This is a genomic window from Streptococcus sp. KHUD_013, assembly GCF_052588545.1.
Genome location: NZ_CP186264.1, coordinates 1,638,239 through 1,657,912, shown reverse-complemented (window position 1 = coordinate 1,657,912; position 19,674 = coordinate 1,638,239). Strand labels below are relative to the sequence as shown.

The 19,674-nt window shown below is 42.7% G+C and carries 21 protein-coding genes; 19 read left to right on the top strand and 2 right to left on the bottom strand.

Annotation, left to right across the window (positions count from 1 at the left end; genetic code table 11):
- Position 1 precedes the first annotated feature (1 nt).
- From ACOXXR_RS07950 to ACOXXR_RS07870, 17 genes are all read left to right on the top strand, one after another.
- A complete protein-coding gene (locus ACOXXR_RS07950; protein WP_445278380.1) occupies positions 2 to 697 on the top strand; it encodes a LiaF transmembrane domain-containing protein in 696 nt (231 codons plus the stop codon).
- Between the two features lie 118 nt (positions 698 to 815).
- Positions 816 to 1,004 carry a 50S ribosomal protein L28 gene (rpmB, locus tag ACOXXR_RS07945; protein WP_001140948.1) on the top strand — a complete coding sequence of 63 codons (189 nt, stop codon included), beginning with the start codon at positions 816 to 818 and terminating at the stop codon, positions 1,002 to 1,004.
- 302 nt (positions 1,005 to 1,306) lie between these two features.
- Positions 1,307 to 1,672: an Asp23/Gls24 family envelope stress response protein gene (locus ACOXXR_RS07940; RefSeq protein ID WP_006594986.1), complete on the top strand. Its 366-nt coding sequence runs from the start codon at positions 1,307 to 1,309 to the stop codon at positions 1,670 to 1,672.
- 2 nt (positions 1,673 to 1,674) lie between these two features.
- On the top strand, positions 1,675 to 3,339 hold the full coding sequence (locus tag ACOXXR_RS07935; protein ID WP_445278379.1) for a DAK2 domain-containing protein: 1,665 nt from the start codon (positions 1,675 to 1,677) through the stop codon (positions 3,337 to 3,339).
- A gap of 162 nt (positions 3,340 to 3,501) precedes the next feature.
- Positions 3,502 to 4,071: an SP0191 family lipoprotein gene (locus tag ACOXXR_RS07930; protein WP_048691478.1), complete on the top strand. Its 570-nt coding sequence runs from the start codon at positions 3,502 to 3,504 to the stop codon at positions 4,069 to 4,071.
- A gap of 127 nt (positions 4,072 to 4,198) precedes the next feature.
- A complete protein-coding gene (locus ACOXXR_RS07925) occupies positions 4,199 to 4,390 on the top strand; it encodes a hypothetical protein (RefSeq protein ID WP_014712940.1) in 192 nt (63 codons plus the stop codon).
- Positions 4,387 to 4,584: a hypothetical protein gene (locus tag ACOXXR_RS07920; RefSeq protein WP_048714779.1), complete on the top strand. Its 198-nt coding sequence runs from the start codon at positions 4,387 to 4,389 to the stop codon at positions 4,582 to 4,584. The genes ACOXXR_RS07925 and ACOXXR_RS07920 overlap by 4 nt, the downstream gene beginning before the upstream one ends.
- Complete coding sequence (locus ACOXXR_RS07915) at positions 4,571 to 5,488, top strand: ABC transporter ATP-binding protein (protein WP_129270460.1); 918 nt, start codon at positions 4,571 to 4,573, stop codon at positions 5,486 to 5,488. Before ACOXXR_RS07920 ends, ACOXXR_RS07915 begins: the two co-directional genes overlap by 14 nt.
- Entirely contained in the window at positions 5,457 to 6,197 is a 741-nt protein-coding gene (locus tag ACOXXR_RS07910) for an ABC transporter permease (RefSeq protein ID WP_129270462.1), read from the top strand. The genes ACOXXR_RS07915 and ACOXXR_RS07910 overlap by 32 nt, the downstream gene beginning before the upstream one ends.
- The gene (locus ACOXXR_RS07905; protein WP_048714776.1) at positions 6,194 to 7,291 is read left to right on the top strand and encodes a sensor histidine kinase; all 1,098 of its coding nucleotides are present in this window, start codon (positions 6,194 to 6,196) and stop codon (positions 7,289 to 7,291) included. The genes ACOXXR_RS07910 and ACOXXR_RS07905 overlap by 4 nt, the downstream gene beginning before the upstream one ends.
- Before the next feature lies 1 nt (position 7,292).
- The gene (locus ACOXXR_RS07900) at positions 7,293 to 7,892 is read left to right on the top strand and encodes a response regulator transcription factor (protein ID WP_126403787.1); all 600 of its coding nucleotides are present in this window, start codon (positions 7,293 to 7,295) and stop codon (positions 7,890 to 7,892) included.
- Between the two features lie 186 nt (positions 7,893 to 8,078).
- On the top strand, positions 8,079 to 9,779 hold the full coding sequence (locus ACOXXR_RS07895) for an acetolactate synthase large subunit (RefSeq protein WP_123159963.1): 1,701 nt from the start codon (positions 8,079 to 8,081) through the stop codon (positions 9,777 to 9,779).
- Complete coding sequence (gene ilvN, locus ACOXXR_RS07890) at positions 9,772 to 10,248, top strand: acetolactate synthase small subunit (RefSeq protein WP_006594976.1); 477 nt, start codon at positions 9,772 to 9,774, stop codon at positions 10,246 to 10,248. The genes ACOXXR_RS07895 and ilvN overlap by 8 nt, the downstream gene beginning before the upstream one ends.
- A 64-nt stretch (positions 10,249 to 10,312) precedes the next feature.
- Positions 10,313 to 11,335 carry a ketol-acid reductoisomerase gene (gene ilvC, locus ACOXXR_RS07885; RefSeq protein ID WP_061564734.1) on the top strand — a complete coding sequence of 341 codons (1,023 nt, stop codon included), beginning with the start codon at positions 10,313 to 10,315 and terminating at the stop codon, positions 11,333 to 11,335.
- Positions 11,336 to 11,550: 215 nt separating this feature from the next.
- Positions 11,551 to 12,801: a threonine ammonia-lyase IlvA gene (ilvA, locus tag ACOXXR_RS07880; protein ID WP_445278378.1), complete on the top strand. Its 1,251-nt coding sequence runs from the start codon at positions 11,551 to 11,553 to the stop codon at positions 12,799 to 12,801.
- Positions 12,802 to 12,862: 61 nt separating this feature from the next.
- Positions 12,863 to 13,750, top strand: a complete 888-nt coding sequence (locus ACOXXR_RS07875) for an SPFH domain-containing protein (RefSeq protein ID WP_023022202.1) — start codon at positions 12,863 to 12,865, stop codon at positions 13,748 to 13,750.
- A gap of 109 nt (positions 13,751 to 13,859) precedes the next feature.
- A complete protein-coding gene (locus ACOXXR_RS07870; RefSeq protein WP_006594972.1) occupies positions 13,860 to 14,075 on the top strand; it encodes a capsule biosynthesis transcriptional regulator in 216 nt (71 codons plus the stop codon).
- Between the two features lie 195 nt (positions 14,076 to 14,270).
- On the opposite strand, the gene ACOXXR_RS07865 is transcribed toward ACOXXR_RS07870, so the two are convergent.
- Complete coding sequence (locus ACOXXR_RS07865; RefSeq protein WP_009732258.1) at positions 14,271 to 15,011, bottom strand: amino acid ABC transporter ATP-binding protein; 741 nt, start codon at positions 15,009 to 15,011, stop codon at positions 14,271 to 14,273.
- The gene (locus ACOXXR_RS07860) at positions 15,011 to 16,573 is read right to left on the bottom strand and encodes an ABC transporter substrate-binding protein/permease (RefSeq protein ID WP_129270470.1); all 1,563 of its coding nucleotides are present in this window, start codon (positions 16,571 to 16,573) and stop codon (positions 15,011 to 15,013) included. Before ACOXXR_RS07860 ends, ACOXXR_RS07865 begins: the two co-directional genes overlap by 1 nt.
- 120 nt (positions 16,574 to 16,693) lie before the next feature.
- Between ACOXXR_RS07860 and ACOXXR_RS07855 the strand changes: the two genes are divergently transcribed.
- Together ACOXXR_RS07855 and ACOXXR_RS07850 are read left to right on the top strand one after the other, a co-directional pair.
- Positions 16,694 to 18,601 carry a DUF2207 domain-containing protein gene (locus tag ACOXXR_RS07855; protein ID WP_195348243.1) on the top strand — a complete coding sequence of 636 codons (1,908 nt, stop codon included), beginning with the start codon at positions 16,694 to 16,696 and terminating at the stop codon, positions 18,599 to 18,601.
- Between the two features lie 160 nt (positions 18,602 to 18,761).
- Positions 18,762 to 19,598, top strand: coding sequence for an undecaprenyl-diphosphate phosphatase (locus tag ACOXXR_RS07850; RefSeq protein ID WP_219074975.1), 837 nt, complete (start codon positions 18,762 to 18,764; stop codon positions 19,596 to 19,598).
- The last annotated feature ends 76 nt before the right edge of the window (positions 19,599 to 19,674 follow it).

Genomic DNA, 19,674 nt, shown 5'->3' with positions numbered 1-19,674 from the left:
GATGAAAAATAAACTAATTGGGATTTTCTTAATCCTCCTAGCAGCCCTAGTGCTCTTACAAGGCTATTTTGTAAAATGGGAGATCAGTATCTGGACGCTGGCTTGGGTTGTCTTGCTCGCAGTCCTCTCCCTTTCTAGTTTCTTGAAGCGCCACTTTGGTTGGGGATTTCTATATGGGATTTTGGCCCTCTTCTCCCTTAACGGCCAATACCATTTTCTTCCAGTATCCAATTCGGTGGTCATCTTTTCTTCTATTTTAGCGGTGATCGGTCTCAATATTCTCTTCAAGCCTTCCAAAAAAGCAAAAGCGACTTGGAACTCCTACTCAGCAGGAGCCTCTTCTCAAACTGCTGGCAATGACATCGATGTCTCCTTCTCTACAGTGACCAAGTATTTGAATGACCAGAATTTTACGGGCGGAAGTGCGGATGTGAGCTTAGGAGAAGCTTCTATCTATTTTGACAATTGCCGGATCGAAGGACCCTCAGCCCAGTTTGCGGTGGATGTCTCCCTTGGAAGTTTGAGTCTCTATGTCCCGAGCGACTGGCGGGTTCATGTCAATGTAGAAAGTTCTCTGTCAGCTATCCAACACCAGGAAAATCCTAGCAATTTAACCAGCAAAGACTTTTACATCGTCGGAGAGGTCTCACTGGGGAATCTAGAAATCATCTATGTAGGTGAGAATAACTTTTCATAAGCCGATCTAAGAAAAACTTATTCAAAGGTCTTGCCAAGAGAAAGTTTTTTTGGTAATATAGTACGGTATGTGGTGCTAGCACATCCGTAATATTAGATCTAATAGGAGGCAAAACAGAATGGCTAAAGTATGTTATTTTACTGGTCGTAAGACTGTATCAGGAAACAACCGTTCACACGCGATGAACCAAACCAAACGTGCCGTAAAACCAAACCTTCAAAAAGTAACTGTCCTTATCGATGGTAAACCTAAAAAAGTTTGGGCTTCAGCTCGTGCATTGAAATCTGGTAAAGTAGAACGCGTTTAATAAAGAAAGAAGGCTGGGCATAAAGTGTCCAGCCTTCGCTTTTTGATAGGAATAGTAGTATGACGCAGTGGTTGATTGGAACTACTCATGTTTGAAACATTCGTACTTCCTAATCAACTGCGCGGGGGTGGGAATACGAACTCTTTTGAATGAATCGGAGTTCTTTCCCACTCCCTTTTCTTTTTCTTCATTTTTTCTCTTTTTGGACATTTGTATCAACCGATAGGAGAAAGGTGTATCCCTTTTACACGCGCCCTCTTTTATGGTAAAATAGAATATAAAATACTTTTGAGGTAGAAATTATGACAGTAAAAATCAATACAAAAGATGGTCAAATTGAATTGACCGATGATGTCATCGCAACTGTTGTAGGCGGTGCAGCCACTGAAATTTTTGGAGTGGTTGGAATGGCCAGCAAAAACGCGATTAAAGATAATTTCCAAGCTCTCTTAGGTAAGGAAAACTACTCTAAGGGTGTCGTTGTGAAAACAGCGGAAGCAGGAAGTATTGCGGTTGATGTTTACACTGTTTTGAGCTATGGTACAAAGATTAGCGAAGTCTCAAAAAATATTCAAGAGCGTGTCAAATTCAGTTTAGAAAATCAACTTGGAATCACAACGGATACAGTCAACGTCTATATCCAAAACATTAAAATTGTGGGAGAATAATCGTGTCTAAAATTACAACTAGTTTATTTCAAGAAATGGTCCAAGCAGGGGCTACTCGCTTAAATAAACAAGCCGAGTATGTCAATTCATTGAACGTTTTTCCTGTACCAGACGGTGATACTGGAACCAATATGGGAATGACTATTGAAAATGGTGCAAAAGAAGTAGCTGATCGCTCTGCTTCAACTGTTGGAGAAGCAGCAAATATCTTTGCGAAGGGGCTTTTGATGGGAGCGCGTGGAAACTCAGGAGTGATTACTTCTCAGTTGTTCCGCGGATTTTCTCAAAGCGTCAAAGACAAGGATGAATTGGATGGGGCAGCTCTTGCGGCAGCCTTCCAAGCAGGGGTTGAAGTAGCCTATAAAGCGGTTATGAAGCCTGTAGAAGGAACCATCTTGACCGTTTCTCGCGGTGCTGCCATCGGTGCTAAGAAAAAAGCAGAATCAACCAATGATGCAGTAGAAGTCATGCGTGCAGCCCTTGAAGGAGCTAAAACAGCTCTTGCCAAGACACCAGATATGCTTCCAGTATTGAAGGAAGTCGGTGTGGTGGACTCTGGTGGTCAAGGTTTGGTCTTCATCTATGAAGGGTTCCTATCAGCTTTGACAGGAGAATTCATCGCTTCTGAAGAATTTGTGGCGACTCCAGCAACCATGTCAGAAATGATCAACGCAGAGCACCACAAGTCCGTAGCGGGTCATGTGGCAACTGAAGATATCACTTTTGGTTACTGTACAGAGATTATGGTTGCTTTGAAACAAGGTCCAACCTATGTCAAAGACTTTGACTACGACGAATTCCGTAACTATTTGAACAATCTTGGGGATTCTCTATTAGTCGTCAACGATGATGAAATCGTCAAAGTCCACGTCCATACTGAAGATCCAGGTCTTGTTATGCAAGAAGGATTGAAATATGGTAGCTTGGTCAAAGTAAAAGTCGACAACATGCGCAACCAGCACGAAGCACAAGTTGAAAAAGAAGAGCGCCAAGCGAAGCCAGTTGAAGAAAAAGAATATGCCATCATTGCAGTCGTTGCGGGTGACGGATTAGCGGATATCTTCAAAGCGCAAGGAGTGGATTACATCATCTCTGGTGGTCAAACCATGAACCCATCAACAGAAGACTTTGTCAAAGCTGTTGAAGAGTTGAATGCTCGCAACATCATTATCTTGCCAAACAACAAGAACATCTTGATGGCGGCTCAATCTGCGGCAGAAGTCATTGAGCAACCAGCAGCAGTTGTAGAGACGAAGACCATCCCTCAAGGATTGACCAGTCTTCTTGCCTTTGATGAGAGCAAGTCGATCGAAGAAAACTACGAACGCATGAGCGCTTCATTGGAAGATGTTGTTTCAGGTAGTGTGACGACAGCTGTTCGTGATACCACTATTGATGGTCTTGAAATCCATGAAAACGACAATCTTGGAATGGTTGATGGTAAGATCGTCGTTTCCAATCCAGATATGATGGAAACCTTGACAGCAACCTTTGACAAGATGTTGGACGAAGATAGTGAAATTGTCACTATTTATATCGGTGAAGATGGTAAAGAAGAAGTAGCCAATGACTTGGCTCAAAACTTGATGGCTAAATATGAGGACGTCGAAGTCGAAATTCATCAAGGAAATCAACCAGTTTACCCATATTTGTTTAGCGTTGAATAATCAAAAAATTTCAAAAATAGCAGGAAAAAGAGCCAAAAAAATGATTTTTTGGCCCTTTTTTTGATAAAAAAAGCTTTATGAAAGCGATTAGATAGGTGTTTTTAGACAATTTTTATTTGATATGTTATACTTTAGAAAAATAGAAATAGGAGAAAAAAGCAAATGAAAAAGGTAATCTGCTTTTTAGGAGCTTTGCTTTTGGTGATGACGGGGTGTGCTACTAAGTCTCAGTCCACAGAAACATCAAAAAGCTCAACCACTACTTCGATAGAAAAAAGTGAAACTGTTACCAGTGAGGCAAAGGAAGAAACCAAGGTTCTCACTGCAGAAATCAATGGCAATCAACATCGCTACACCATCACGACAAAAGGTGATAAGGTTCAGAAATTAAAGTTAGATGTTTTATCGGCCCTACCAGAAAAAATTGCCACTAACTCAGCTAATCTAAGTCCTGAAGAAATGACAAAAATTATCAATGAAGGTTTGCAGTCAGATTCAGAATACAAGGCTCTGAAAGACACAGCTGGCTTCAGTATCGAATATAAGGTCACTCCAGAGAAAAAATTAGCCTCAACAGTCTCTGTTGATATGGAAACCATTGATTGGGACAAGGTTAAAGATTTGTCTTACTTTAAAGATCTTGGTATCGGTGACCTGAAAGACATCAAGGCATCGACCGTTTTCACAGGATTAAAACTCCATGGTTTCAAAGAAGAAACCCCAGCACCATAGGCTCGGACTCTTGTCCGGCCTTTTTTTATTTTCCATGACATTTGTCATGTGAGCCAGTGACAAAATCATCTAGTGGGCAGTTATTCCTTTCGCTATAATATAGTCAGAAAGTAAGAGGTAAGGAAAAATGAAACAATGGTTCTATAAAGTGTTTACGTTAACAGTGGTTGGGATGGTCGTCTATTTGATCTTTTCAAAGGATGATAGTCTCTATTACCATTTCCCTTGGGAATTATTTGCTGGGATTGGCATCATGAGCTGGGCGGTCCAAGAAGGATTGAAGATGATCAAGGCTGTTAAAAAGGAGATGGAGCAATGAAAAAGAAACTTGAAATTGGATTGGTAGCTGTTTTGTGTTTGCTCCTTTGGGTAACTGAGATGATGACGGGCTGGTTTTCTGCCCATTTTCCTAGCTGGTTTTTCCAAACGGTTTGGGGAGTGACCTTGGTCGTCTATGTCATCATTCCAGCTGGCCAGATTTGGTTGAAAGGAGAGTCTCATGAGTGTCATTAGAGTAGAGAACTTGAACAAAAGTATCAGAGGGAAGGTGATCCTAGAAGATCTTTCTTTCACAGTTGAGAGAGGGGACTGCCTGGCTTTGATTGGACCAAACGGAGCTGGGAAGACAACCTTGATGGATTGCCTCCTAGGAAATAGGAAGGTGACTTCTGGAATCATTAAAATAGAAGGAAAAGCTCCTGGTCATCCTCAGTTAAAGGATAGTGTCTCTTATCTCCCTCAAGAGAATGCCATCGTGCAAAAGCTAACCGTGCAGGAACTGATCAGTTTCTTTCGCTCCATTTATCCCAACCCTTTAACGGTCAATGCCATCGATGATTTATTGCGTTTTACTCCAGAACAAAAGAAGCAATTAGCCAGTAAGCTGTCTGGTGGGCAAAAGCGTCTTTTATCCTTTGTGTTGACCTTGATTGGTCGTCCCAGTCTCCTATTTTTGGATGAGCCAACGGCTGCCATGGATACGTCCACTCGCCAACGCTTTTGGGAGATCGTCGGGCATTTAAAGGACCAAGGTGTGACTATTGTCTATTCTTCCCATTACATCGAGGAAGTAGAACATACAGCTGATCGGATTTTGGTCTTGCATCAGGGACATTTGCTTCGGGATACGACACCTCTCGCTATGAGAAGCGAAGAGGTAGAAAAACATTTCACCCTGCCTTTGCGTTACAAAGCTCTGGTGGCCGAGATGGAAGGGATTGGTCAAGTGACGGTCAAACCCGATGCCCTTCAGGTTGTGACAGGTGATGCCAATCGTTTGTGGAGGCGATTGCAGGAAGAAGGTTGTTCGATCCAAGAGATCGAGGTGACCAATAGAAGTTTATTGGATTCTATTTTTGAAAATACAAAGGAAGTAGGTAGAGAAGATGAAACGCATGAAAGCTCTCGGCGTGGTTGAGTGGCATTTGACTAGACGCCAAGCCATTTATTACTTGTTATCAATTGGGATGCCAACGGCCTTTTATCTCTTCTTTTCAGGGATGTACCAGGAAACACCAGGAGCACCTGCTCACTTTATGAGGGATTATCTCCTTTCTATGACGGCATTTTCTATGATGTCTACGGCTATCTTTTCTTTTCCAACGGTTCTTGAAACCGATCGACTCAACAATTGGCAAAAAGTCTTGCGCCATACCCCGGTATCTATGGTAGAATATTATCTAATAAAGGTTGTGGGTCTCTTTGTCGATTTTCTCCTATCGATTGGAGTTGTCTTTACCGTGGGCCATGTGGTGCGCCACGTGAATATGTCCCTACAGGATTGGGTCTTGTCGGCCTTTATTCTCATCCTAGGAAGCCTAGCGTTTGTGGCTCTCGGTCTGGTATTGACCCTGCTTCCTTCTAGTCAATTGATGTCTGTTGTGGGCAATCTCCTATACATGGGGCTCGCTGTCATGGGTGGCCTTTGGATGCCCATTAGCCTCTTTCCAGAATGGATGCAAGCCATCGGCAAATGCCTACCAACCTATCAATTGATGGAGCTGATCAAGACCTTTTTAAACAAGGGGCAGATCAATGTTCTCGCTAGTGTCTATTTAACCTTGTTTACCCTGGTCTTGTTTACCCTTGTCATTGTTTATCGTCGTCATTCTGAGGTTCGTTCATGATTGAAAAACTCAAGCGTATCCATTATATGTTTTACGCTAGCCTAGTCTTTATGGGCTTTCCCTTTATCTCTATTTTATTAGGGGAGGTCCCCTACTGGCACTTCTTTTTAGCCCTCTTGTTTATTGCTTCCTATCTAGGAGTCTTGATTACTGAAAACAAAAAGCTGACCTGGATTTGTTGGCTATACCTCCTAGCCTATGTAGCAGGAAATACTCTTTTTATTAACGCCAACTATTTTTGGTTTTATTTCTTCATCAGCAACCTATTGGTCTATCACTTTGAGATTCGCAATTTTCGCTCTCCCTATCTTTGGACAGTTTTTCTATCGCAATTCCTGCTTTTTGGGGCCATCTTTTTCAAACAGAGTGCGATGGAGTATGAATGGGTATTTTTAATCATTATTTTCTTTTTTACCCATGCCATGACCTACGGCATGATTCGGATTCGGATGGTGGAAGAGTTGAAAGCTGACCATGCCAAGCAAAATGCCCAGATCAATCTCTTGTTGGCAGAAAACGAGCGCCATCGGATTGGCCGCGATCTGCATGACAGTCTAGGACACACCTTTGCCATGCTCAGTGTCAAGGCGGACCTAGCTGATCAATTCTTAGCATTGGGTCAGGTTGAGAAGGCGCAGGAGCAGGTGCAAGAGATTCAAGCTATCAGTCAAGAGTCCATGCACCAAGTCCGAGAGATTGTGGAGAACTTGAAGCAGCGAACCCTGACAAGAGAGCTAGAAACTGTCCAGCAAATGCTAGAAGTGGCGCAAGTCAAAGTGGAGATTCAGAATGAGCTCGATACAGCTAGCATCTCGCCGATCCTAGAGTCTGCTCTGGCCATGGTGTCTCTGGAATTAGCCACTAATATGATCAAACATGCCAAAGCGACGCAGGCCTTTCTCTCTTATTGCTCCACCGAGACAGGTGTAGAAATGGTTGCAGAAGACAATGGCATCGGCTTTAGTAAAGTTTCCGATAAGGATCTGCACTCGATCCGCGAACGGATTGCCTTATTGGGAGGAGAGTTAGAGATCAGTCGTCGTCACAAGCCAACCCGCATAGAAATACGGATCCCCTATCAAGAAAGGAAATAAGATGCGCTTATTAGTTGCTGAAGACCAAAGTATGTTACGCGATGCCCTCTGTCAGCTCTTGCTTTTGCAAGAGGATGTAGAAGAAGTCTTGCAGGCTGGAGACGGGCAAGAAGCTATTCGCTTACTCGAAACCCATCCAGTTGATATTGCTATCTTAGATATTGAGATGCCTATCAAAACAGGGCTAGAAGTGTTGGAATGGGCCAAAAGTCAACAACCCCAGCTCAAGGTTGTCATCGTTACCACCTTTAAGCGACCGGGTTACTTTGAGCGGGCCCTGAAGGCTGGAGTCGATGCCTATGTCTTAAAAGAACGCCGGATCACGGACTTGATGGGGACCCTTCATACCGTTTTAGCAGGTCAAAAAGAATATTCTCCTGAATTAATGGAGGGAATCTTGACCCATCCCAATCCTCTAAGTTCTCAGGAGCAAGCAGTCCTAAAAGAAGTCGCCAAAGGAGCTTCTAACCAAGAAATTGCTGATCGGTTATTTCTCTCTAACGGGACCATCCGCAATTATATGTCAGCCATTCTGACCAAGTTGGATGCAGAGAACCGGACCGAGGCAGCAAAGATTGCCCAAGAAAGGGGCTGGCTATAAGCAAGCAAAGTTTCTAGGATTCCTAGAGACTTTTTTGATTGGATTGTTCTTTTTTCAGGAGAAATCTCATTATTCGGATTTGGATAGAAAATTCAGAAAATTTGTGATTTTTTCTTGAATTATTTTCCAAAAATGGTATGATAGTAGCATGCTCATTTGATAATCAAAGAAACAGAAAGGAGAGACATGGAGAAAATTACCTTAGAAACTGCAAAGACAGGTTCAGAGCTTGTGCTAGAAACGCTTCGAGATCTTGGGATTGATACCATTTTTGGGTACCCAGGTGGAGCCGTTTTGCCCCTTTATGATGCTATTTATAGTTTTAAAGGGATCAAACACATTCTTGGCCGACATGAACAAGGCTGCTTGCATGAAGCTGAAGGCTACGCCAAATCAACTGGAAAGTTGGGTGTTGCAGTCGTCACTAGTGGACCTGGGGCAACCAATGCCATTACAGGTATTGCTGATGCCATGAGTGATAGTGTCCCTCTTCTTGTATTTACTGGACAGGTCAACCGTTCCGGTATCGGGAAGGATGCCTTCCAAGAGGCAGATATTGTTGGGATTACCATGCCGATCACCAAGTACAATTACCAAGTACGAGAGACAGCAGATATTCCACGGATTATTACTGAAGCGGTCCATATTGCGACAACTGGTCGTCCCGGCCCTGTCGTCATTGACCTTCCAAAAGATGTCTCTGCCTTAGAAACAGATTATATATTCAACCCAGCAGTCAACATTCCAAGTTACCAGCCTACCATTGAGCCAAATGAATTGCAGATTAAGAAAATCTTGAAACAATTGGGCAAGGCTAAGAAACCAGTCCTTTTGGCTGGGGGTGGCGTTAGCTATGCGGAAGCGGCAGAAGAATTGGTAGCCTTAGCAGAACGCTATCAGATCCCTGTAGTAACTAGCCTTTTAGGTCAGGGAACGATTGCGACAAACCATCCTCTCTTCCTTGGAATGGGCGGGATGCACGGTTCCTTTGCGGCCAACATTGCCATGACCGAAGCGGATTTCATGATCAGTATTGGCTGTCGTTTCGATGACCGTCTGACAGGAAATCCAAAGACCTTTGCGAAGAATGCCAAAGTCGCTCATATTGATATTGACCCAGCAGAGATTGGTAAAATCATTGCAGTCGATATTCCCGTCGTTGGCGATGCGAAGAAAGCTCTACAACAGTTGTTGGCAGAGCCAGTGGTTCACAACAATACGGAGAAATGGATCGAGAAGGTCACAAAAGATAAGAACCGGGTTCGTTCTTACGATAAGAAAGAACGCGTGGTCCAACCCCAAGCAGTTATTGAACGCGTGGGTGAGTTGACCAAGGGGGATGCTATCGTCGTGACAGACGTTGGCCAACACCAAATGTGGGCAGCTCAGTACTACCCATACCAAAACGAACGGCAATTAGTGACTTCTGGTGGTCTAGGGACTATGGGATTCGGTGTACCAGCTGCAATTGGTGCTAAGATTGCCAATCCAGACAAAGAAGTCGTGCTCTTTGTCGGAGATGGTGGCTTCCAGATGACCAACCAAGAATTGGCAATCTTGAATGTTTACAAGATTCCGATCAAGGTCATCATGCTCAACAACCATTCACTTGGGATGGTTCGGCAGTGGCAAGAAGCCTTCTATGATGGACGAACATCAGAGTCCGTCTTTGAAACCTTGCCAGACTTCCAATTGATGGCGCAAGCCTATGGGATTAAGAATTACAAATTTGATAATCCCGAAACCCTTGAGAAGGATTTGGAAGTCATTACCGAAGATGTACCAATGTTCATCGAGATTGACATTTCTCGGAAAGAACACGTTTTACCAATGGTACCAGCTGGTAAGAGCAATCATGAGATGTTGGGGGTGAAGTTTAATGCGTAGAATGTTAACAGCCAAACTTCAAAACCGGTCTGGGGTTCTCAATCGCTTTACCGGTGTCTTGTCTAGACGACAAGTCAACATTGAGAGCATCTCAGTGGGAGCGACAGAAAATCCGAATGTATCACGGATTACCATCATTATTGATGTTGCATCTCATGATGAAGTCGAACAAATCATCAAGCAACTCAATCGCCAGGTCGATGTAATTCGCGTCCGAGACATTACAGATAAACCTCACCTAGAGCGTGAAGTGATTCTGATCAAGGTCTCTGCACCAGCAGAGAAACGAGCAGAATTGCTGGCTATTATCCAGCCCTTCCGCGCGACTGTGGTTGACGTGGCTCCAAGCTCCATCACCGTGCAGATGACAGGAAATGCAGAGAAGAACGAAGCTCTCTTGCGTGTCATTCGTCCTTATGGGATTAAAAATGTCGCACGGACTGGTGCAACTGGCTTTACCCGCGATTAAAATCCAACCTAAACTTGTTAAAATAGCCTAAGAGGCAATAAAAATAGAAAAGAGAGAAAAAACTATGGCAGTTCAAATGGAATACGAAAAAGATGTAAAAGTAGCAGCACTTGACGGTAAAAAAATTGCCGTTATCGGTTATGGCTCACAAGGTCATGCCCACGCACAAAACTTGCGTGACTCAGGTCATGATGTGATTATCGGTGTACGTCCAGGTAAATCTTTTGACAAAGCAAAAGAAGATGGTTTTGATACTTACACAGTAGCAGAAGCAACTAAATTGGCTGACGTCATCATGATCTTGGCTCCAGACGAGATCCAACAAGAATTGTACGAAGCAGAAATTGCTCCAAACTTGGAAGCTGGTAATGCTGTTGGATTTGCACATGGTTTCAACATCCACTTCGAATTCATCAAAGTTCCTGCAGATGTAGATGTCTTCATGTGTGCGCCTAAAGGACCTGGTCACTTGGTACGTCGTACGTATGAAGAAGGATTTGGTGTTCCTGCACTTTACGCTGTCTACCAAGATGCTACAGGAAATGCTAAAGATATCGCCATGGACTGGTGTAAAGGTGTTGGTTCAGCACGCGTTGGTCTTTTGGAAACAACATACAAAGAAGAAACGGAAGAAGATTTGTTTGGTGAACAAGCTGTTCTTTGTGGTGGGTTGACTGCCCTTATCGAAGCAGGCTTTGAAGTCTTGACGGAAGCTGGATACGCTCCAGAATTGGCTTACTTTGAAGTTCTTCACGAAATGAAACTCATCGTTGACTTGATCTACGAAGGTGGATTCAAGAAAATGCGTCAATCAATTTCAAACACTGCTGAATACGGTGACTATGTGTCAGGTCCACGTGTCATCACTGAGCAAGTAAAAGAAAACATGAAGGCTGTCCTTGCTGATATCCAAAGCGGTAAATTTGCCAATGACTTTGTGAACGACTACAAAGCAGGTCGTCCGAAAATGACAGCTTACCGTGAACAAGCTGCTAACCTTGAAATCGAAAAAGTTGGTGCAGAATTGCGTAAAGCGATGCCATTCGTTGGAAAAAATGACGACGACGCCTTTAAAATCTATAACTAATGAGGTGATGGTGAAGTTGGGAGAAATCCCAACTTCTTTTTCATCAATAGCAGAGATGGATTGGAAGGTATTTTCAACCATTTAGCAGAGTCTGTATGAAGAGACGTGCCATATCGAACATTTTGGGTGATTTTTCTGAAAATTTGGAAAACACGCTGAAATTTTTGCAGTCTTTTGATATAATTAGATGAAATAAGGAGAAGAAGAGGAAGACCATGATAACATCGAAAGATATCATAAAAGCCCACAAGGTCTTAAAGGGTGTGGTTGTTGATACTCCCTTAGATTATGATCATTATTTATCCGAAAAGTATGGAGCAAAAATCTATTTAAAGAAGGAAAATGCGCAACGGGTTCGTTCCTTTAAGATTCGTGGAGCCTACTACGCGATTTCTCAGTTACATGCGAAAGAGAGAGAGCGAGGAGTAGTCTGTGCCTCGGCGGGCAATCATGCTCAAGGAGTTGCCTACACCTGCCGGGAAATGAAAATCCCAGCGACCATCTTTATGCCGATTACGACACCTCAGCAAAAGATTAGCCAAGTTCGTTTCTTTGGTGGAGAGTATGTGACCATTAAATTAGTAGGAGATACTTTTGATGCTTCTTCTAAGGCGGCGCAGGAATATACCGAGCTTAAAAACTGTACCTTCATTGATCCATTTGATGATGCCAATGTCCAAGCGGGTCAAGGAACTGTAGCCTACGAAATTCTAGAGGAAGCTAAGAAAGAGTCCATCGACTTCGATGCGGTGTTAGTACCAGTTGGTGGGGGAGGCCTCATCGCCGGAGTATCCACCTATATCAAGGAACAAGCGCCGGAAATCGAGGTTATTGGGATTGAAGCAGATGGGGCTCGGTCGATGAAGGCAGCCTTTGAAGCTGGAGGCCCGGTAAAACTCAAACAGATTGATAAATTTGCGGATGGGATTGCTGTTCAAAAGGTAGGCCAGTTGACTTATGAGGCAACGAAAAAAAATGTTGAGACCTTGATTGGCGTCAACGAGGGCTTGATCTCTGAGACCTTGATTGATCTTTATTCTAAGCAAGGCTTGGTTGCAGAACCAGCTGGAGCTGCCAGTGTTGCAGCCTTAGAAGTGTTGAGAGAGTATATCAAAGGGAAGACCATTTGCTGTGTGATTTCTGGGGGGAACAATGATATTAACCGGATGCCAGAGATGGAAGAGCGAGCTTTGATCTATGATGGTATTAAACACTACTTCATCGTCAACTTCCCGCAACGTCCAGGAGCTCTTCGAGAATTTGTAAATGATATCTTAGGACCAAATGACGATATCACGCGGTTTGAGTACATCAAACGAGCAAGTAAGGGGACTGGCCCAGTCTTGATTGGGGTTGCTTTGGCAGATAAGCATGACTATGCAGGTCTGATCAATCGGATTGAACAATTTGACCCTTCTTTCATTAACCTAAATGGAAATGAAACCCTCTATAACATGTTGGTATGATGGCTTCTTTAACAAAGAGTCACTTCAAAAAAAGTAATAAAATATAAAGGAGAATCAGGAAATGATTTGGATTTTTCTATTGGCTATTCTAGTAGTTGGAGCTACTGTATTCATTAGCTCCCTCTATGTGGTGAAACAACAATCTGTTGCGATTATTGAGCGTTTTGGACGCTACCAAAAGATCAGCAACAGTGGGATTCATGTCCGTGCACCATTTGGTATCGATAAAATTGCTGCACGTGTGCAATTGCGTCTCTTGCAAAGCGAGATTGTGGTCGAAACTAAGACACAAGATAACGTATTCGTTACCATGAATGTCGCAACACAATACCGTGTAAATGAAAACAATGTAACGGATGCTTACTACAAATTGATGCGCCCAGAAGCTCAGATCAAATCTTACATCGAAGATGCTCTGCGCTCATCTGTTCCAAAGTTGACCTTGGATGAATTGTTTGAGAAAAAGGATGAAATCGCCCTTGAGGTTCAAAAACAAGTAGCTGAAGAAATGTCAACCTACGGGTATATCATTGTAAAAACCTTGATTACCAAGGTTGAACCAGATGCGGAAGTCAAGCAGTCAATGAATGAGATCAACGCTGCTCAACGGAAACGTGTGGCTGCTCAAGAATTGGCTGAAGCGGACAAGATTAAAATTGTTACCGCAGCCGAAGCGGAGGCTGAAAAAGATCGCCTTCACGGGGTCGGGATTGCAGAGCAACGGAAGGCCATTGTAGATGGTTTGGCAGATTCTATCAAGGAATTGAAAGACACCAATGTGAATTTGACAGAAGAACAGATTATGTCGATTCTCTTGACCAACCAATATTTGGATACTTTGAATAATTTTGCAGAAAAACAAGGTACCAATACCCTCTTCTTACCAGCAAATCCGGATGGCGTAGAGAATATTCGCACCCAAATCCTCTCAGCTTTAAAAGCTAAATAACAAAATATCTGACTTTTTTAAAATTGTTCGTATTTTCAGCTATTATGGTTGACAAAATATGCAAAAAATTTTATATTAGTATTGGAAATAATAATATAGGAGAAGAATCATGGCTAAATCGAACTTCGAAAAAGTGGAATCAGTTGTTGGTTGGGTACGTGATAAAAAGATCACTGGCTATCGTATCAGTAAAGAAACGAACGCCCGTGAAATGTCTATCATTGCACTTGCGCAAGGTCGTGCAAAAGTGAAAAACATTTCGTTTGAAACTGCGCTTGGCTTGATCGATTTTTATGATAAGAATCATCAAAAATTCGAAAATTAAACTTAGATATAAAAAAGAAGGGAAAAAGCTTCCCTTCTTTTTATATAGTATAAATCAGGATATCGTAGGAAAGTATCACTAGATTTCTTCATATCTATCAAAGGATTTCAACAAGTTTATGTGTGGAATCGAGCTTTCAATTGATGGTATTTAAAAACTCCCTCATCGGAAGGATTTCCAGTGAGGGAGTTTGTTTTAGTTTAAGAAACGTTGTAAGAATTCTTTGGTCCGTTCTTCTTTTGGATTGGTAAAGATTTCTTTAGGATCACCTTGTTCAGCGATGACCCCCTTGTCCATAAAGATAACACGACTTGAGACGTCTCGTGCAAATTCCATTTCGTGGGTGACCACGATCATGGTTAAGCCTTCTTTGGCTAAGTCTTGCATAATTTTAAGCACTTCTCCGACCATTTCAGGGTCCAGAGCAGAGGTTGGTTCATCGAACAAAATGGCATCAGGATCCATAGAGAGAGCACGAGCGATAGCGACCCGTTGTTTTTGCCCTCCTGAAAGTTGTTTTGGACGAGCAGCCCAATAAGGTTCTCCCATACCAACTTTCTCTAAATTCGCTTTAGCAATCTTCTCTGCCGTTTCTCTGTCCCGTTTTAGGACAGTTGTTTGAGCGACAATGGTGTTTTCTAAGACATTTAAGTTTTCAAATAGGTTGAAGCTTTGGAACACCATGCCCAATTTTTCCCGATAGTGGGTGAGATCGTAATCAGGATCGAGAACGTTTTGCCCCCGGTAGAGGATTTCCCCATCAGTCGGTGTCTCTAAGAGATTGATGGAGCGAAGGAAGGTAGATTTCCCACTACCAGAGCTCCCAATGATAGAGATTACTTCACCCTTCTCAACTGAAAGAGAGATGTCCTTCAAAACTTCGTTTTGACCGTAGGATTTTTTTAAGTGTTTGATTTCAAGTATTTTTTCTGCCATTATTTCACCTCTTTGACTTGCATTTGATTGGCACCTGTAGTATAGGTATCAGAATCTAAGCGACGTTCGATATAACGAAGGATACGGGTGATAGTGAAAGTCAGGATAAAGTAAATAACCGCAATAATAGTAAAGGTTGGGAAGTATTGGTAGTTTTGAGTTGCGACCGTATTTCCTGTAAAGTAAAGTTCGACCACGGAGATAACATTCAAGACAGATGTATCCTTGATGTTAATGACAAATTCATTCCCTGTCGCTGGCAAGATATTGCGAATAACTTGAGGAAGGACGACCTTGCGCATGGTTTGTCCATGGGTCATTCCTAGAGCAGTTGCTGCTTCAAACTGACCAGTATCCACTGCTAAGATTCCTCCACGAACAATCTCGCTCATATAAGCCCCTGTATTGATCGAAACAATAAAGATGGCGGCCCAGGTACGATCCAAGGAAATGTTGAAGGCTTGGGCGGAACCGTAGAAAATAACCATGGATTGAACGATCATCGGAGTTCCACGGAAGATCTCAATGTAGACATTGAGGAACCAACCAAAGAATGATTGCAAGGCAGCGACGGCCTTGTTCTTAGACATAGGCGCAGTCCGGAAGACACCGATTAACAAACCGATAATCAAACCAGCAATGGTTCCCGTCATGGAGATGAGGAGGGTCATACCAGTTCCACGTAAGAACTGTGGGCCATTATCTTTCAAAATCTTTATCATTTGGCTGAAGAAAGTCTGCTCATCATCGCTAGCATCGCTGGAAGCTGGTTGCTTCTTGATCATATCATCCATGAGTTTGACTTGGTCTTCAGATGAGATTTTCGCTAGTGCTGCATTGACTTGGTCAAGTCTAGCGTCACCCTTCTTCATCCCGATAGCGATGGTCGCATCTTCTTCCCCAACTTCAAATCCTTTTTTGAATTGGATCATCTTAAATTTTGAATTAGCGGACTCAGCTGTCAAGGCTTCTGGACGCTCAGAAACATAGGCATCGATAACACCAGATTCTAAAGCTTGACGCATTTGAGCAAAGTCTCCCATCGCAGTTTCTTGTTTTGCACCCTTGAGTTGGGAGATGAGCGAGTAGAGGTAGACCCCTTGTTGAGAGGTGACCTTGGCATCCTTAAAGTCATCTAAACTAGTGGCATTCGCATAGTTTCCATCTTTGCGGACCAGCATGACTGGCTCACTAGTATAGTAGCTATTAGAAAAGGCAACCTCTTTTTTGCGCTCAGCAGTAGGACTCATCCCGGCGATGATCATATCGATTTTCCCAGAAGTGAGGGCTGGAATTAGTCCGTTCCAAGATGTTTTTACGATCAGAGGTTTTTTACCTAGTCCCTCAGCAACTTTTTTGGCGATTTGAACATCGTAACCATTGGCATATTGGTTGGTGCCATCAATCTTTACGGCTCCATTTGAATCATCTTCTTGAGTCCAGTTGAAAGGAGCATACGCAGCCTCCATTCCAATCCGGAGATACTCATCTGCTTGGACAATATGGCTCATTCCCAGACATAAAAGTAGTCCGGTAAAGAGAGCATAAATTGTTTTTTTCATGTAGTCTCCTCTTCCTTTATAAATAGTATCATCTTATTGTACAGGAAATTGGTCTACTTTTCAAACCTGATAACCTTTTCATGAAAAAATGCTATAATAAACCAAAGGAGTATAGGGGAAATGAAAAAAATTCTGTATGTTCTATTGGCAGTGATGGCCTGTCTATTTATAACAGGTTTTGTAAAAGCGGATGGTCCTTCCTATGAGGTTCAGTCTTATCGGGGGACTCTTACCTTGGAAACTTGGGACGATGCTACCTATGAGGAAGAATTGGTCTATCATTTTACAACTTCCTATAATGGTCAATATGTCAGCCTGGGAAGTGCTGGTAAAATGCCTCAAGGTTTTGAAATAGTAATTCCTCCTTTGGTGGAAGTGGAAGGTAGAACCTTGTCGCAAGAACCAGAAGTTCAAAATTTAGGCGATGGTTATCAGGTAAAGATTTATAACGGCGGAAGTGCAGGGGATACTGTCAAGATAAAGGTTACCTGGCGCTTAAAAAACCTGCTCTATGTTCACCAAGATATCCTATTATTGAACTGGAAACCAATCAGTGATGGGGATCAAGAGGTCAAAAAAGTAGAGTTACAGGTTATCCCGAAATTTGCTACAGCTGCCTCGAAATCGGAACTGAATATCCATACGGCTTATATGGGGGCTGAGGCAACTGTTCAGAAAGAAGAAGCAAACTATAAGGCTACTCTAGAGAATCTGAAACGAAAAGAAGGTGTTGAGATTTATGCTTACTGGCGGAAATCGGATGTAGCTTCCTTTGGGGAATCCTATCGCGATACAGGTTTGATGGAGGAGTCCAACTATCATCGGACGGAAGCAGGAATTGTTCAAAAACGGACCTGGATTCGCTTATTTATGAAGGTCCTACTCCCAATCCTTATTCTGTTCTTCCTTCTTCTTGCTATTTATTATCGTCATCGATTCATACAATCTGTGACTTCTACCAGAGTTTTCCCGAAAAATAGCCGCTTGTATGAGATTCCAAATGACGTTGCGCCTCTACTAATGGCCTCGATTGTATACTCTACAGAGCTAGATGAGATTTCTCCAACCAAAAAACATGCTCGGGGCGCCTTTAAATTTGATCAGTTGGTGCAAGCAACCTTACTTGATTTGATTGATCGAAAAAATATCATCTGTGAGCAATACGATACTCATACAGTTTTAACGATTCAAAATGAAGATACATTGGATGAATTTGAGCGCGAGTTTCTTAGACTTGCTTTCGGTTCTCAAAAATATTGTAGAACAGATGACTTGTTTTCAGATTATGAAATTTCGGATTCTCTCTATAAATATGCGTCTGAGAAAGAGCAAGATGCCATTCGCAAGAGAGGAAAACAAGCGCAAGATCGGATTGATGCAGCGATTTCTCGTGTCGCTCAGGCAGTTCAACAAAAGATCCAAACCTTTGCCCTTTCTCCTTACTACCGTCCTTTAGAGGTAGGGGAGGAACGTGCAGGTCGTATGTGTCTCTTCTTTGGATGGGCTGCATGGAGCATCGCTTTGGTAGCCGGTCTAATTGCTTATTTCATCTTGAATTGGCTCTCTATCTTTTGTGTGATCTATGTGTTGGTAATGTGGATTCTTCCGGCATCCTTCCAAGGGAAGTTCACCCTCTATCGACGGGATGGAGTCCCAACGGACCTCGGTGCAGAACAGCGCTATTACTGGGATAGCTTCCGTAATATGTTGCGGGATATCGCTCATTTGGAAGAAGCAGAAGTTCAATCGCTGGTTTTATGGAATCGCTTATTAGTCTATGCTACTCTGTTTGGTTTTGCAGATCAAGTAAGTAAAGTGATGAAACTTCGTCAAATCCACTTGGATAACCCAAGTATGGATGCCTATGTCTACACTCCATTTCGTAGTAATCTGATCCATTCCAGCCATCTCTTATCTACTTATGGAACGACCGCGACAACTGCTAGTCATTTTACAGTGTCTTCAAGTGGTAGTTCTGGTGGTGGCTTCTCTGGTGGCGGTGGTGGCGGTGGCTTCGGTGCTTTTTAGAGTCGCACAAGTGCTAGCTAGCTACAGTTGTAGTTACAATTTTAGAGAAGTGAGGTAGGATCTACCTCACTTCTTTTAGTCTATGCATCCTTGCAAGCGCATCTGGTTCTATGGCTAGAAATGTGTTATAATATAGCAAATGTAAGTTTAGGAGAAAAAGATGTTTATCATTGAACTGATAAAAGCGATTCTTTTTGGAATTGTTGAAGGAGTCACAGAGTGGCTTCCAATCTCAAGTACAGGTCATTTGATTTTGATTCAAGACTTTATCCAGTTTAAGGATCAAAACCCTGCCTTTATGGAGATGTTTAATGTCGTTATTCAGCTAGGTGCCATTATGGCTGTCGTTGTGATTTACTTCGACAAGCTTTATCCATTTAAGCCTGGAAAATCGAAAAAAGAGGTAAGACGAACTTGGCAATTGTGGGCCAAGGTTGCTGTGGCGACTCTACCGTTGCTCTTTGTCTTTAAATTGGATGATTGGTTTGAAGCTCATTTTCATAACTCTTTTTCTGTAGCCATCATGCTGATTACCTATGGTTGGGCCTTTATTTACCTTGAAAAACGGGAGCAAGTAGAGCCGGAAGTGACGGAATTACACAAGTTGCCTTATAAGACAGCTCTCTATATTGGATTGTTCCAAGTCTTGTCGCTTTTCCCAGGAACCAGTCGGTCAGGTGCAACAATTGTAGGTGGTTTGGTCAATGGAGTTAGTCGCTCAGTTGTGACAGAATTCACCTTTTATCTGGGGATTCCTGCCATGTTTGGGGCTAGTCTATTAAAGGTCGCTAAGTTTGTCTTGGGAGGAAATGCTTTAAGCTTCAGCCAGGGAACAATCCTTTTAGTTGCTATGGCGGTAGCCTTCGGTGTTAGTATGGTAGCGATTCGCTTCTTGACAGACTATGTCAAAACTCATGACTTCACAATCTTTGGGAAATATCGGATTGTTCTGGGAGCGATTTTGCTCGTCTACGCAGTGATTAAAATCTTTATCTAATAATGAAATTGGAGTGCTTCTTCCTTTTCTTCAAACTGCTATGTTTGCGGGGGAGGAAGTGCTCTTTTGTTTAAGT